At 68.9% G+C, this 14,016-nt stretch carries 13 protein-coding genes; 12 read left to right on the top strand and 1 reads right to left on the bottom strand.

What is annotated here, in order from left to right:
• From SOM08_RS07900 to SOM08_RS07890, 3 genes are all read left to right on the top strand, one after another.
• A complete protein-coding gene (locus tag SOM08_RS07900) occupies positions 1-1,149 on the top strand; it encodes an alpha/beta hydrolase family protein (protein WP_322470457.1) in 1,149 nt (382 codons plus the stop codon).
• A 43-nt stretch (positions 1,150-1,192) separates the two neighbouring features.
• Positions 1,193-2,152 (top strand): tripartite tricarboxylate transporter substrate binding protein, encoded by a 960-nt coding sequence (locus tag SOM08_RS07895; RefSeq protein ID WP_322470456.1) that lies wholly within the window; start codon positions 1,193-1,195, stop codon positions 2,150-2,152.
• Positions 2,153-2,907: 755 nt separating this feature from the next.
• The gene (locus SOM08_RS07890; protein ID WP_322470455.1) at positions 2,908-3,501 is read left to right on the top strand and encodes a helix-turn-helix transcriptional regulator; all 594 of its coding nucleotides are present in this window, start codon (positions 2,908-2,910) and stop codon (positions 3,499-3,501) included.
• Positions 3,502-3,543: 42 nt separating this feature from the next.
• On the opposite strand, the gene SOM08_RS07885 is transcribed toward SOM08_RS07890, so the two are convergent.
• Entirely contained in the window at positions 3,544-4,455 is a 912-nt protein-coding gene (locus SOM08_RS07885; RefSeq protein ID WP_116960660.1) for a bifunctional GNAT family N-acetyltransferase/nucleoside diphosphate kinase regulator, read from the bottom strand.
• Between the two features lie 223 nt (positions 4,456-4,678).
• Between SOM08_RS07885 and SOM08_RS07880 the strand changes: the two genes are divergently transcribed.
• Genes SOM08_RS07880 through SOM08_RS07840 form a run of 9 tightly spaced genes read left to right on the top strand, consistent with a single transcriptional unit; the run spans position 4,679 to position 13,999 of the window.
• Entirely contained in the window at positions 4,679-5,143 is a 465-nt protein-coding gene (locus tag SOM08_RS07880; RefSeq protein ID WP_116960522.1) for a (2Fe-2S)-binding protein, read from the top strand.
• 21 nt (positions 5,144-5,164) lie between these two features.
• Entirely contained in the window at positions 5,165-7,540 is a 2,376-nt protein-coding gene (locus SOM08_RS07875) for a xanthine dehydrogenase family protein molybdopterin-binding subunit (RefSeq protein WP_116960523.1), read from the top strand.
• 21 nt (positions 7,541-7,561) lie between these two features.
• A complete protein-coding gene (locus tag SOM08_RS07870; RefSeq protein WP_322470454.1) occupies positions 7,562-8,353 on the top strand; it encodes a xanthine dehydrogenase family protein subunit M in 792 nt (263 codons plus the stop codon).
• The gene (locus tag SOM08_RS07865; protein ID WP_322470453.1) at positions 8,353-9,267 is read left to right on the top strand and encodes a MoxR family ATPase; all 915 of its coding nucleotides are present in this window, start codon (positions 8,353-8,355) and stop codon (positions 9,265-9,267) included. Before SOM08_RS07870 ends, SOM08_RS07865 begins: the two co-directional genes overlap by 1 nt.
• 13 nt (positions 9,268-9,280) lie before the next feature.
• Positions 9,281-10,456 carry a vWA domain-containing protein gene (locus SOM08_RS07860; protein WP_322470452.1) on the top strand — a complete coding sequence of 392 codons (1,176 nt, stop codon included), beginning with the start codon at positions 9,281-9,283 and terminating at the stop codon, positions 10,454-10,456.
• 29 nt (positions 10,457-10,485) lie between these two features.
• Complete coding sequence (locus SOM08_RS07855; protein WP_116960527.1) at positions 10,486-11,085, top strand: CoxG family protein; 600 nt, start codon at positions 10,486-10,488, stop codon at positions 11,083-11,085.
• A 10-nt stretch (positions 11,086-11,095) separates the two neighbouring features.
• Complete coding sequence (locus tag SOM08_RS07850; protein WP_116960528.1) at positions 11,096-12,133, top strand: XdhC family protein; 1,038 nt, start codon at positions 11,096-11,098, stop codon at positions 12,131-12,133.
• 58 nt (positions 12,134-12,191) lie between these two features.
• The gene (locus SOM08_RS07845) at positions 12,192-12,866 is read left to right on the top strand and encodes a nucleotidyltransferase family protein (protein ID WP_322470451.1); all 675 of its coding nucleotides are present in this window, start codon (positions 12,192-12,194) and stop codon (positions 12,864-12,866) included.
• A 23-nt stretch (positions 12,867-12,889) separates the two neighbouring features.
• Complete coding sequence (locus SOM08_RS07840) at positions 12,890-13,999, top strand: helix-turn-helix domain-containing protein (protein ID WP_116960530.1); 1,110 nt, start codon at positions 12,890-12,892, stop codon at positions 13,997-13,999.
• Positions 14,000-14,016: the final 17 nt, after the last annotated feature.

Genomic DNA, 14,016 nt, shown 5'->3' with positions numbered 1-14,016 from the left:
ATGTTCAATTACTTCAAGGTCTATTCTTGGAATCTCGCGCTCTCCATGGCCTTGGACGCCGGAGCCAACATGGACGAGGTGGACCGCGCGTGCAGAGAACTGCGCGATGTGGAGGATGACCAGACCCATGCGAACGCGTTCTTCCAAGCGTGGGAACAAGGCGCGGCGAAGCTGTCCCAATCGGCCGCGACGGACGAAGCGGCAGGTCATCTGCTTTCGGCAGCCGAGAAGTACCGTCGCGCCTGCGTGATGTACATCACCGCGGAACGCATTCCTGCGCACGACCATCCCCCCCGACTTGCTGCCTACGACGAATTGCTGTGGACCTTCCGCAAGCACGTCGAGTGTTCGGGGGCCAATTGCGAGAGGGTTTCAGTTCCTTTCGGAGAGTCCTTCATTCCCGCGCTGATGGTTTCGGTGGTTGCGCCTGGGGAGCCCGCACCTTGCATCGTTCACTTCAATGGACTCGACGGTGTCAAGGAGTACCTGTACCTGTGTGGCCTCCCAGACATGCTCGGGAAACGCGGCATTTCGATTCTTCTGGTCGACAACCCGGGCGTTGGTGAAGCGCTGCGCAAGAACGGTCTGCACAACGCCCCTGAGGCGGAGATTCCTGCAGGTGCCTGCATCGACTATCTGCAGACACGAGCGGATGTGGACCCTAAACGCATTGGGATGATGGCGCTGAGCCTTGGTGGTTACCACGCACCGCGCGCCACTGCCTACGAACCGCGCTTCGCCTGCTGTGTGGCGTGGGGCGCCAACCACGACACCGGCAAGCGCTTCCGCGCTCGCCTCGCAGGGACTTTGAATGCCCAGAAATCGGTTCCCCACTACTTCGATCACGTGAAGTGGGTTCTCGGCAAGAACAGCATCGAGGAATGCGCAGAGGTATTCGATCGATTCACGCTGGAGGGAATCCTAGATCGCATCCGCGTCCCGATCTACATCACCCACGGTGCAGACGACCGTCAGATTCCCGTATCGGAAGCGCACCAGACCTATGAAGGCTGTGTCAACTCCACGCGCAAGGAGCTTCGCATCTTCACAGCCGAAGAAGGTGGCGAGCAGCACTGCAGCATCGGGAACATGAGCCTGGCCACCCATGCCATGGCCGACTGGATCGCCGATGTGCTCAAGAGCTCTTGACGCAACCCACATCCCCCACCCTGTCCCACAACGAGGAGACATCATGCTCAAAGGACTGACTTCCACTATTGCGCGCATCGCAATCGCTGCGGCTTTCTTACCAAGTATGGCATGGGCCCAGCCTGACCTGGTGCGAATCATCGTTCCGCTCGGCGCGGGACATCCGTTTGACACAGCGGCGCGTGCGCTGGCTGAAGGCTTGGCCAAGTCATCTGGAAAAACGGTCATCGTAGAAAACAAACCAGGCGCGGGCGGCCGAATCGCCACTGCGGACGTTGCCAAAGCCAAAGCCGATGGCTCGGTTCTGCTTTTCACCACCGCCGGGCATGCAACCAATGCCGGTCTCTACTCGAACCTCCCATACGACCCCATCAAAGACTTCACACCGATTTCGGTGGTCAGCAAGTCATCGGGCTTCGCGCTGCTGGTGCCGGCCAACTCGCCTTACAGGACCATCCAGGAGCTCATTGCAGCCGCGAAAGCACAGCCCGACACCCTCAACTACGGGTCATTCGGCAATGGCAACACCACACATGTGGTTGCAGCCATGTTTGCTCGCGCAGCCAATCTCAAGCTGATCCATGTTCCCCATCAGAACCCGGTCAACGACTTGATCGGTGGCCACATCAACATGCTCTTCATGGGGGCATCGACGGCTTTGCCACTCGTCAGCGATGGACGTGTGCGTGCGCTGGCGATCTCGTCTGAAGCACGTGACCCGGAGTTTCCGGGTGTACCCACGTTCCGTGAGCTGGGCTACAACGACGTCGATGTGCCCGCGTGGTCCGGGCTTCTTGCACCCGCCGGACTTCCTGCAGATCAAGCTCAGGCATTGTTTTCGCAAGTGAAGGAAGCGGTGAAGCAACCGGCCTATCAGAACAATCTGAAGATCACCAAGGCAACGGTGGTCCTGTCATCGCCGGAGGAGTATCGGAAATCGCTGGAGGCCGACGTGGTGCGATTCCGCAAGGTATTGCCTGAGCTGGGCATCAAGGGGAACTAGACGCATACTCATCTAGGAGGGCCTGCTCCCGGTTGCGTTGACGCCGACCCGAACTTGTGGGGCCCGCGGCTTGACAGAAGCCAGCTCACTGGCGTCTCGGCTTGAAGGTCCGCATCCTAGCCAGTAGGAGTCGTTCAGGTCCGGCGATCCAGCGTCCGAGAACGCTGCGAAGCGGTCCGCCAGTCTCAGAGATGGAGTGACTACGTCCAGTCTTCAGCCGCCCCTCGTCAGTTTCAAAAACTACGCTGCGCCGCCGCACGAGCAAAGAGCAGACGCCCTCACCCAGCTCTGCGCTAAGCATCCGTCCGCACACTCAAGCGATTCCCCCGCGGGCCGCCCGCTCATACAACAGCCGCCGTCCCGCCACCTCCCCCACCGGCCGAAGCAACGCATCGCGCACCACCGGGTCTGCCTCGCACCGGATCAACAAACGCCCCACCTCGCGGACCTCTTCGGGTGCCGGCTCCCACAAGGCATCGATCCACTGCAGGCCCCAGCAGGGGCCAGGACCATGGCGCCGATCGAGGCGGCCAATGCCTCGGATGTCTGCCGCCACCATCTCGGCCAGCGTGTCGACCAGCGCCTCCTCACAAGCTACCAGGGACGTTTGCGACACCCGCTGCCCCCTGTGACAAGTCACGTCGTGCACAAGCAGGTACCACGGCGCTTCCAAAGACCGAGTCACCACCGGCCACCGCCACTGTTTGCGTGCGATCCGGGACGGGTGAAGGACGGGAACGCCGCCTGCGGCTGTGATGAACACACGTTTCTCCCTGAGGGACGGGGTTCGAATTCTGTATCAAAGCAATCCAAGCAAATTTCAAGGAGGCAACACTTTTGCGGTGCCCAATACCGTCTCTCAAGCCCCAGATCCGTTCGAGTGCCTGAGCGCCAACATGGTCGCTCTTCGTGCGCAAGGAAACTGGACCACGCGCGCCTTGGCCGCACACGCGCATGTCAGCCGAAACTCGCTGGTGAATCTGGAGAATGGGCGTTCCAACCTGTCCTTGAGCACGGTGGACAAGTTGGCCGGGGCGCTTGGGGTCAGGACGGGCTCCCTCTTCGGCCAACGGCCCGTGTCACGCAAGGCCCATGACGAATCGATCGGGGTGGTGCTCGCGCTGAACCTCATTTCAGCGCGCCGGGCGCTGAAGTTGACGCAGGAGACGCTGGGCCGGCAATCCGGCGTCGACATGTACGTCATCGCGCACATCGAGCGTCAGGCATACAACCCCTCGCTGCAGACGCTGGCGAAGCTGACTGTCCCTTTGCGCCTGACGCTGGAAGAACTCCTGTCCGCTGAGGCCAAAGCCTCGGGTGTGCAGGGCACGCCCCCGCACCCTGCCTGACCATAGGCCGCTCCATCGGCGGCGCTTGCGCCGCAGCCCCCGCTACAGATGAAAGTCGCCCGCCGCCTCCGGCTGGTACAGCACCTTCTCGATGCGGATGTGGCAGGTGCGGTGGGGCATGCGCCAGTTGAAGGCGTCGCCCGCCTTGTAGCCCAGGATGGCGGTGCCGATGCCGGAGCACACCGAGAGCTTGCCGGCGCCTTCGTCGGCGTCTTCGGGGTACACCAGCGCCACTTCCCGCTCCTCGTCGTTCACTTGCAGCAGGGCCTTGGAGTTCATGGTGACCACGTCGTCCGCCACCTGCCGGGGGTCGACGACGATGGCGCGCTCGATCTCGTGCTCCAGCTCAAAAATGTCCGCGCCGCGTTCGAAGGCCAGCAGGCTCTGGAGCCGGGCCTTGTCGATTTCGGTGATGTGGATGCTGGCGGTGTGGGGCGCGGGGCGCTCGCGCAGCAGCCGCAGGTAGTGCTCCGAGTGCATCACCAGCGACTTCGTCGCGGGCGTTTCGCTGTGCGGCAGAAAGCCGCTGTTCAGAAAGGCCTTGAGCGACCGGGCGTTGTCCGGGTGGATCTTGGCAATGAGCTTCTCGGCCCGCATGTCGAAGAAGGCGAGCTTCATGCCTTCGTGGATGGCGCTGGCGCCAAGCTTGCGGCCCCAGTTGTCGCGCTGGCCGATGACCAGCACCATTTCGCAGTCGGCACCCGATTTGACGAGGCGCACAAAGCCCACCGGCACGTCGCGCTCGTCGCAGGCCATGAAGAAGCGGCCGCCCTGGTTGAACAGGTGGGTCAGCACGGGCAGCTGGACCCGGCCGATGACCTGTTCGATGAAGCGGGAGACGTGGCGCGAGTCGCTGAGGTAGCGCGTGACTTCTTCGTCTTCCAGCCAGTCCATGAGCGTGAGCGCGTGGGACCGGGTGATTTCGGGGCACAGGGAAATGAAAGGCTTGTTCATCTTCACCACCGGTGGTTTCAAGAATGAAAGCCTTCCATGGGCGCGGCCACGGCGGTTCTTTCGAATAACCCCCAATTTTACCGGGGATGGCCGCGCCCCGCTTGCCGTCTCAATTTGAGAACAAATCCTGACGCCGCCCGCCTCCAAGGGTTAACCCACCCCTCCCCTGCCGACCCCGAGTGCTCCACTGTCCCCGGCTTCCCCACGAACCCAGGAGACAACCATGCCCGTAGAACTCAAGGTCAACGGCCGCGCCGTGACCGTGGACGCGGCGCCCAACACGCTGTTGGTGCACGCCCTTCGTGAACACCTGCGCCTCACCGGCACGCACGTCGGCTGCGACACGGCCCAGTGCGGGGCCTGCACCGTGCACCTGGACGGCAAGGCCATCAAGTCGTGCAATGTGCTGCTGGCCCAGGTGGCCGGGCGCGAGGTGACCACCATCGAGGGCATGGCCGCCGCCGACGGGACCATGCACCCCATGCAGGCCGCATTCAAGGAGTGCCACGGCCTGCAGTGCGGCTTCTGCACGCCGGGCATGGTGATGAGCGCGGTGGACCTGTGCCAGCGCCACCCCGGCGCCAATGAGGCGCAGATCCGCGAGCAGCTGGAAGGCAACCTGTGCCGCTGCACGGGGTACCACAACATCGTCAAGGCCGTGCAGCAAGGCGCTGCGGCCATGAAGTGATCGCACACAAGGAGAACGACCATGGGTGCCATCGATTTCGCCAAACTCCCTCACATCGGTGAGCCGCTGCGCCGCAAGGAGGACTACCGCTTCCTCACCGGCGCCGGCCAGTACACCGACGACATCCAGCTGCAAGGCATGAAGCACGCGGTGTTCGTGCGCTCGCCGCACGCGCACGCCGCCATCCGCTCCATCAACAAGACCGCCGCGCTGGCCGCGCCGGGCGTGGTGGGCATCTTCGACGGGCAGGACGTGGCCAACGACAAGGTGGCCGGCCTGCCCTGCGGCTGGCTCATCACCAGCACCGACGGCCAGCCCATGAAGGAGCCGCCGCACCCCTTCCTGGCCCAGGGCAAGGTGCGCTACGTGGGCGACCACGTGGCCATCGTGGTGGCCGACACGGTGGAGAACGCCAAGAACGCCGCCGAGCTGGTGGAGGTGGACTACGAGCCCCTGCCCGCCGTGGTGGACGTGCGCGACGCGCCCAAAGGCACGGCGCTGCACGAGGTGGCGCCCGACAACCACTGCTACAAGTGGGCCATCGGCGACAAGGCGGCGGTGGACGCCACCTTCGCGAACGCGGCGCACGTGACCAAGATCGACCTGGTCAACAACCGCCTCGCGCCCAACCCCATCGAGCCGCGCGCGGCCATTGGCGCCTACAACCGCGCCAACGACGAGTACACGCTCTACGTGGCCAACCAGAACCCGCACGTGGAGCGGCTGCTGATGACGGCCTTCGTGCTGGGCCTGCCCGAGCACAAGGTGCGCGTGATCGCGCCCGACGTGGGCGGCGGCTTCGGCGCCAAGATCTTCCTCTACGCCGAAGACGTGGCCGTGACCTGGGCGGCGAAGAAGCTCAACACCGCCATCAAGTGGACCTGCGAGCGCGCCGAGGCCTTCCTGTGCGACGCGCACGGCCGCGACCACGTGACGCACGCCGAGATGGCCATGGACAAGGACGGCAAGTTCCTGGGTTTCCGTGTGCACACGGACGCCAACCTGGGCGCCTACCTGTCCACCTTCTCCACGGCGGTGCCCACCATCCTGTACGCCACGCTGCTGGCGGGCCAGTACACCACGCCGCAGGTCTACGTTGAAGTGGACGCCTGGTTCACCAACACCTCGCCGGTGGACGCCTACCGCGGCGCCGGCCGGCCCGAGGCCACCTACCTGCTGGAGCGCATCGTCAGCCGCGCCGCCTGGGAGATGAACCTGAGCCAGGACGAGATCCGCCGGCGCAACTTCATCACCCAGTTCCCGTACCAGACGCCGGTGGCGCTGCAGTACGACACGGGCGATTTCCACGCGTGCATGAACAAGGCCACCGAACTGGCCGACGTGGCCGGCTTCGCGAAGCGCCGCGAGGCCAGCAAGGCCAAGGGCCTGCTGCGCGGCATCGGCTACAGCAGCTACATCGAGGCCTGCGGCCTGGCGCCGTCCAACCTGGCGGGCGCCCTGGGCGCGCGCGCCGGCCTGTTCGAGTGCGGCGAGGTGCGCGTGCACCCCACGGGCAGCGTCACGGTGTTCACCGGTTCGCACAGCCACGGCCAGGGGCACGAGACCACCTTCGCGCAGGTGGTGGCCTCGCGCCTGGGCATCGATCCCTCGCAGGTGGACATCGTGCACGGCGACACCGGCCGCGTGCCCTTCGGCATGGGAACCTACGGCTCGCGCTCCATCTCGGTGGGCGGCGCGGCCATCATGCGCGCGCTGGACAAGATCGAGGCCAAGGCCAAGAAGATCGCCGCGCACCTGATGGAAGCGAGCGACGCCGACATCGAGTTCGCCAACGGCGAGTTCAGCGTGAAGGGCACCGACAAGAAGATCCCCTTCGGCCAGGTGGCGCTCACGGCCTATGTGCCGCACAACTACCCGCTGGACAAGCTGGAGCCGGGCCTGAACGAGACCGCCTTCTACGACCCGACCAACTTCACCTTCCCCGGCGGCACCTACATCTGCGAGGTGGAGGTGAACCCGCAGACCGGCGAGACGCGCGTGGACCGCTTCACCGCGGTGGACGACTTCGGCACCATCATCAACCCCATGATCGTGGAGGGCCAGGTGCACGGCGGCCTGGTGCAGGGCATCGGCCAGGCGCTGCTGGAGCACTGCGTGTACGACCGCGAGACGGGCCAGCTGGTCACCGGCTCCTTCATGGACTACGCCATGCCGCGCGCCGACGACGTGCCCAGTTTCACCCTGGGCCACGTCTGCACGCCCTGCACCACCAACCCGCTGGGCACCAAGGGCTGCGGCGAGGCCGGCGCCATCGGCTCGCCGCCGGCGGTCATCAACGCCGTGCTCGACGCCCTGGCGCCGCTGGGCGTGAAGGACATCGACATGCCCGCCACGCCTTCGCGCGTGTGGCAGGCCATCCAGTCGGCCAAGCAGTAAGCCCTTCAAGGAGACAAGACCATGTACGCCTTCACCCTTGAACAACCCAAGACCCTGGCCGATGCCAAGCGGCTCACCGGCGGCGGCGCGCAGGCGCTGGCGGGTGGCCAGACGCTGATCGCCTCGCTCAAGCAGCGCCTGGCGCAGCCCGGCGCGCTGGTGGACCTCGGTGGCGTGGCCGAGCTGCGCGGCATCCGCCGCGAGGGCAACAGCCTCGTCATCGGCGCCATGACGCGCCACGAAGAGGTGGCCACCAGCGCCGACGTGAAATCGTCCATTCCCGGCCTGGCCGCGCTGGCCGGCGGCATTGGCGACCGCCAGGTGCGCGCCATGGGCACCATCGGCGGCTCGGTGGCCAACAACGACCCGGCCGCCTGCTACCCCAGCGCGGTGCTGGCGCTGGGCGCCACCATCGTCACCGACAAGCGCGAGATCAAGGCCGACGACTTCTTCCAGGGCCTGTACAGCACCGCGCTGGACAGCGGCGAGCTGATCACCGCGATCCGCTTCCCCATCCCCAAGAAGGCGGCCTACGCCAAGTTCCGCCAGCCGGCCTCGCGCTTCGCACTGGTGGGCGTGTTCGTGGCGCTCACCGACGGCGGCGCGCGCGTGGCCATCACCGGCGCGGGCAACGGCGTGTTCCGCCACGCCGGGCTGGAGGCGGCGCTCGGCAAGGGCTTCACGCCCGAGGCCGTGCAGGGCGTGGCCATCGACGCCAGCCAGCTCAATGGCGACCTGCACGCCAGCGCCGAGTACCGCGCGCAGCTGATCCGCGTGCAGACCCAGCGCGCGGTGGCCGCGGCCAACGGCTGATGCCCGAACTCGCTGCCGCCACCACCGAACCGCGCGACATCGACGGCTGGCTGGCCGCGCTGCGCGGCGTGGGCTACCACGCCCCGCGCGCGCTGGCCACGGCCGTGTTCCTGGCCATGCGCCTGCAGCGCCCGCTGCTGCTGGAGGGCGAGCCCGGCGTCGGCAAGACCGAGCTGGCCAAGGCCCTGGCGCGCGTGCTGCAGCGCCCGCTGCTGCGCCTGCAGTGCTACGACGGCATGGAGCAGCGCGAGGCCCTGTACGAGTGGAACCACACCGCGCAGCTGCTGCACATGCGCGCGGCGCAGAACACCTCCACGCCCGAGCAGATCGAGCGCGAGGTCTACCAGGAGCGCTACCTGATCCGCCGCCCGCTGCTGCAGGCCCTGCAGACGCCGCCGCCCGGCGCGGTGCTGCTGATCGACGAGGTGGACCGCGCCGACGAACCCTTCGAGGCCTTCCTGCTGGAGTACCTGGGCGAATACCAGGTGAGCATCCCCGAGCTGGGCACCATCACGGCCATGGCGCCGCCGCTCACCCTGCTCACCAGCAACCGCACGCGCGACCTCAACGACGCGGTGAAGCGCCGCTGCCTGTACCAATGGCTGGACCACCCGGACCGCGAGCGCGAACTCGCCATCGTGCGCGGCCAGGTGCCGCAGGCCAGCGCCGCGCTCACCGAACAGATCGCGCGCTTCGTGGAGCGCCTGCGCGCGCAACCGTTCGCCAACGCCTTCCAGCGCGCGCCCGGCATCGCCGAGAGCGTGGAATGGGCCAAGGCCCTGGTGGCGCTGGACACGCTGGTGCTGGACCCGGAGGTGATCCAGGACACGGCGGGCATCCTGTTCAAGCAGCGCGAGGACGTGGCCGCCCTGCTGCCCATGATCGACCAGCTGCTGGAACCGGACGTGGCCTGAGCGCAAGCGCCGTATGCAACTCGGGGATGCACGCAGCGGCAAGCTGCCGGACCAGATCACCGCCTTCGGCCGCGCCCTGCGCCGCGCCGGCGTGCCGGTGGACAGCGCGCGCATCGCCGGCGCCATCAGCGCCACGCAGCTGGTGGGCCTGGAGCGGCGCGACGACCTGCAGGCCGCGCTGGCCGCGGTGCTGGTGAGCCGGCCGCAGGACATCGAGGTCTTCGGCGAACTCTTCGCCGCCTTCTTCCGCAACCCCGAGCTGGAAAAGCAGCTGCTGTCGCAGATGCTGCCCAAGGCCCCGTCGGCCCAACCGCCCGCGCGCAGCGCGCGTTCGCAAGAGGCGCTGACCGTGGCCGGCGCCAGCGCCAAGCAGCGCGCCCCCCAGGAGACCGAGCTGCGCCTGGACGCCGCCATGACCGCCAGCGACCTGCGGCGCCTGCGCCACGCCGATTTCGCGGGCCTGTCGGCCAGCGAGTTCCGCCTCGTCGACACCCTGGCGCGCGACATCGCCCTGCCCCTGCCCGAGCTGCCGAGCCGGCGCCAGCGGCCCGGCCCGCGCGGCCACCGCATCCACTGGGGCCGCGCCCTGCAGCAGGCGCGCCGGCACGAGGGCGAGCTGCTCGCCCCGCCGCGCCGCGAACGGCGCCGCCAGCCGCTGCCGCTGCTGGTGCTGGTGGACGTGTCGGGCTCCATGGAGCGCTACGCGCGCCTGCTGCTGGCCTTCCTGCACCAGGCCACGCGCGGCGTGCCGCGTTCGGCCTTCGCCTTCGGCACCCGCCTGAGCGACCTGCGCGCCGCCTGGAGGCAGGCCGACGCCGACGCGATGTTGGCGCTCGCCAACGCGGCCATCGCCGATTTCGCGGGTGGCACGCGGCTGGGCGCCTCGCTGGCCGAGCTGCGCGAGCGGCACGCGCGCTGCCTGGTGGGGCGGCGCACGGTGGTGCTGCTCATCAGCGACGGGCTGGACACCGGCGCGCCCGAACAGCTCGACGCCGAGCTGCACTGGCTGCGCCGCCACTGCCGCCAGGTTTTCTGGCTCAACCCGCTGCTGCGTTACGCTGGCTACCAGCCCCTGGCGCAGGGCGCCAGCGTGCTGCACCGCCACGCGCACGGCATGCTGGCCGTGCACAACCTGGAACACCTGCATCAGCTGGCGAGCGCCCTGGCCGAACTGTTGAAAACCCGCTGAATCCCACGCACACGCACCGGAGACCCACCATGGACATGCAAGGCAGCCGCCTCCTCCCCGTCAACCAGGTGCAGGCCTGGGACGCCCTCAACGACCCGGCCGTGCTCAAGGCCTGCGTGCCCGGCTGCGACAAGTTCGAGCCCCTGGGCGACGACGCCTACGCCGTGGGCGCGGGCATCAAGATCGGCCCGGTGTCGGCCAAGTTCACCGGTCGCGTGCAGCTCAGCGAGATCGTGCCGCCGCGCAGCTACAAGCTCGGCTTCGAGGCCCAGGGCGGCGTGGCCGGCTTCGGCAAGGGCGAGTCCACGGTGACGCTGGACCCCGCGCCGGGCGGCAGCGAGCTCACCTACACCGTCAAGTCCACCGTGGGCGGCAAGATCGCCCAGCTGGGCCAACGCCTGATCGACGGTGCGGCCAAATCCATGGCCGACGACTTCTTCCGCCGCTTCGAGGAAGAATTGCTGCGCCGCCACCCCGAGGCGGCGGCCGCCCGCGCCGCCGCCGCGCCGGTGCCGGCGGTGGTCGCCGGCCCATCCGGCCCCTGGCCCGGCTGGGCCTGGCCGGCGCTGGCCTTCGCCATCACCTTCGTCATCGGCCTCATCGTTTTCTTCACCGCCGCCTGGGGGTGAACCGACCGCCATGGAAAATCTCGATCTCTTCGTGCTGCGCACGCTGCTGGACTGGCGGCGCGCGGGCAAGGCCACCCTGCTGGCCACCGTCACCCGCACCTGGGGCAGTTCGCCGCGCCCGGTGGGCTCCATCATGGCCCTGTGCGAGGGCGGCGCCGTGGTCGGCTCGGTCTCGGGCGGCTGCATCGAGGACGACCTGATCCACCGCTTCCGCGACGCCCTGGCCGACGGCCCGCCCCAGAAAACCAAGTACGGCGTGAGCGCCGACGAAGCCCACCGCTTCGGCCTGCCCTGCGGCGGCACCCTGGAGCTGCTGCTGGAGTTCAACCCCGACGCGGCCACGCTGGGCGATCTGGTGCAGCGCCTGAGCGCGGGCCGCATGGTCCAGCGCAGCACCGAGATCGCCAGCGGCCGCGTGACACTCACCGACATCGAGCAGCCCGAGGCCCTGCGCGAGCACGGCGGCTGGCTGCACAACGCCTTCGGCCCCGAGTACCGCCTGCTCATGATCGGCGCTGGCCAGCTCACCGAGTACCTGGCCACCATGGCCCTGTTCAGTGGCTTCTCCGTCACCGTCTGCGACCCGCGCGAGGAATACCGCGGCGGCTGGCAGGTGGCCGGCGTGACGCTCACCACCGACATGCCCGACGACGTGGTTCGCGCCTTCCGCGCCGACCGGCGCACCGCCATCGTCGCCCTCACCCACGACCCCAAGCTGGACGACCTGGCGCTGCTGGAGGCCCTGGAGACCGAGGCCTTCTACATCGGCGCCATCGGCTCGCGGCGCAACCAGATGGCGCGCCACGCGCGCCTGATCGAGCACTTCGAGCAGACCGAGGACAGCCTGGCCCGGCTGCGCGGGCCCATCGGCATCTACATCGGCAGCAAGACGCCGGCCGAGATCGCGGTGAGCGTGATGGCCGAGGTGCTGGCCGTGAAGAACGGCGTGCCGCTGCCGCGCGACCTGGCCGTGGGCCCGGCCAAGGACCAGCTGGACGTGGCGCCGAACGCCCCGTCCATGGTCTGCTTCATGCGCGAAGACCCGTGAGCGGCGCACGGCCGCCCGAAGGCGCTCGCACCGCGGCGTGCGGCGCGGAGGTTTCGCTATGAAGCCCTGGAGCGACACCACCGCGCTGGTGCTGGCGGCCGGGGCGGGCCGCCGGCTGGGCGGCGTGCCCAAGTGCCTGGTCCGCGTGAACGGCCAGACCCTGCTGCAGCGCCTGCTGGACGCGCTGGCCGAGGCCGACGTGCACGACGTGCGCCTGATCGTGGGCCACCACGCCGAGCCCATCGCCGCGCACGTGAGCGCCCTGGCGCCCGAGCGCCGGCCCGTGCTGCTGCGCAACCCCGAGCCCGGCGAGGAGCCCGCCGATTCGCTGCGCGTGGGCCTGCGCAGCCTCACGTCCATGCCCAGCCGGCTGCTGGTGCTGCTGGGCGACCAGCCGCTGCTGGGCGCGCCGCAGATCCAGGCGGCCCTGGACGCCTTCGACCAGCGCGAGCGCGGCCGCCACGCCCTGGTGCCGATGGTGAACGGCCAGCCCGGCCATCCGGCGGTGCTCGACGGCCTGGCCTGCGCCCTGCTGCGCAACCAGAGCGGCGGCCTGCGCGCCTGGCGCCAGCGCCAGCCCGAGGCTGTCGCGTTGTGGAACACATCGGACGAGGCGCACATCCGCGACCTGGACACGCCCGAGGACCTGCCCCGCCTGGCGCAGGCCACCGGCTGGACCGTGGCGCTGCCCACCGCCGAGGCTTTGCCGCGCTGCGGCATGGACAACGGTTGATCGACGCGCGGCGGGCTGATTCAATGCACCCCATGCCCACCGGCCCCGCCGCCTCCCCCGCCGACCGCCTGGCCGTGATCGCCCAGGCGCGCCGCGCCGTGCTGGACGCGCGCGACCCCGACGCCGGCCCGCGCCTGGCGCCCTGGGTGGCGCGCTCCTGGCGGCGCTGCCTGCAGCTGGGCCTGGAGCCGCGGCGCGAGGTCGCCTTCGACCCCGTGAGCAGCGCGCAGGTGCGCCACGCGCTGGACGCCAGCCAGCCGCTGCTGCGGGCCGCCGCGCCCGTCATCCGCTCGCTGGCGCGCGCCATGGCCCACACGCGCTACTTCGCCATCCTCACCGACGCGCAGGGCGTGGTGATCGACGTCAACGGCCCCGTGGACCGGCACGAGCCCAGCGTGGGCCGCATCGCGCGCGTGGGCGTGGACCTGTCGGAGCGCGCCGTGGGCACCACCGCCATCGGCATGGCGCTGACCGACCTGCAGCCCGTGTGGCTGCACCGGGGCGAGCACTTCTTCGACGCCACCAGCGTCTACAGCTGCGCCGGCGCGCCCATCTGGGACCCGGACGGCCAGTGCGTGGGCATGCTGGACCTGACCGGCGTGAACGTGGCCGAGCAGCCCGCGCTCAAGCACCTGGTCTCGCAGTCGGCGCGCAGCATCGAGAACGCGCTGACGCTGGCGCGCCCGCACCACCTGCTGCTGCGCCTGAACTGGCCGGGCCGCGTGCTGGGTGACGACAGCGACGGCCTGATCGGCCTGGACGCGGACGGCCACATCACCGGCCTGAACCGGCCCGCGGCCGACATGCTGGGCGTGGCACCCGGCGCGCCGGCCGGGCACGCCAGCCTGCATTTCGCGGCGCCGGTCGAATCGCTGTTCGACACCGCCGCCGCGCACGGCGGCGCGCTGGAACTGCCGCTGTGGTCGGGCCTGCGGCTGCAGGTGCTGGCCCAGCTGGACCGCCCCGCCGCGCGCAGCGCCGCCGTGGCCCAGGCCGTGCCCCTGAAAGACCTGGAAACCGCCGCCATCCGCAAGGCGGTGGACGACGCGCGCGGCAACGTGCAGGAGGCCGCGCGGGCCCTGGGCATCAGCCGGGCGACGATTTACCGCAAGCTGGGGGCCGGGCGGCGCTGAGGCCGGGGCCAGCGCGG

The sequence above is a fragment of the Hydrogenophaga sp. SNF1 genome (assembly GCF_034421675.1).
Taxonomy (GTDB): Bacteria; Pseudomonadota; Gammaproteobacteria; order Burkholderiales; family Burkholderiaceae_C; genus Hydrogenophaga; species Hydrogenophaga borbori.
The sequence above is the reverse complement of the archived record's forward strand: the minus strand, read 5'-3'. Positions and strand labels throughout refer to the sequence as shown.

Bases quoted from the DNA above. Each gene is read 5' to 3' on its own strand.
- SOM08_RS07850 (WP_116960528.1), top strand. From the start codon at position 11,096: ATGGAAAATCTCGATCTCTTCGTGCTGCGCACGCTGCTGGACTGGCGG.
- SOM08_RS07870 (WP_322470454.1), top strand. From the start codon at position 7,562: ATGTACGCCTTCACCCTTGAACAACCCAAGACCCTGGCCGATGCCAAG.
- SOM08_RS07860 (WP_322470452.1), top strand. From the start codon at position 9,281: ATGCAACTCGGGGATGCACGCAGCGGCAAGCTGCCGGACCAGATCACC.
- SOM08_RS07895 (WP_322470456.1), top strand. From the start codon at position 1,193: ATGCTCAAAGGACTGACTTCCACTATTGCGCGCATCGCAATCGCTGCG.
- SOM08_RS07890 (WP_322470455.1), top strand. From the start codon at position 2,908: ATGAACACACGTTTCTCCCTGAGGGACGGGGTTCGAATTCTGTATCAA.
- SOM08_RS07880 (WP_116960522.1), top strand. From the start codon at position 4,679: ATGCCCGTAGAACTCAAGGTCAACGGCCGCGCCGTGACCGTGGACGCG.
- SOM08_RS07875 (WP_116960523.1), top strand. From the start codon at position 5,165: ATGGGTGCCATCGATTTCGCCAAACTCCCTCACATCGGTGAGCCGCTG.
- SOM08_RS07845 (WP_322470451.1), top strand. From the start codon at position 12,192: ATGAAGCCCTGGAGCGACACCACCGCGCTGGTGCTGGCGGCCGGGGCG.
- SOM08_RS07840 (WP_116960530.1), top strand. From the start codon at position 12,890: ATGCACCCCATGCCCACCGGCCCCGCCGCCTCCCCCGCCGACCGCCTG.
- SOM08_RS07855 (WP_116960527.1), top strand. From the start codon at position 10,486: ATGGACATGCAAGGCAGCCGCCTCCTCCCCGTCAACCAGGTGCAGGCC.
- SOM08_RS07865 (WP_322470453.1), top strand. From the start codon at position 8,353: ATGCCCGAACTCGCTGCCGCCACCACCGAACCGCGCGACATCGACGGC.
- SOM08_RS07885 (WP_116960660.1), bottom strand. From the start codon at position 4,455: ATGAACAAGCCTTTCATTTCCCTGTGCCCCGAAATCACCCGGTCCCAC.
- SOM08_RS07900 (WP_322470457.1), top strand. From the start codon at position 1: ATGTTCAATTACTTCAAGGTCTATTCTTGGAATCTCGCGCTCTCCATG.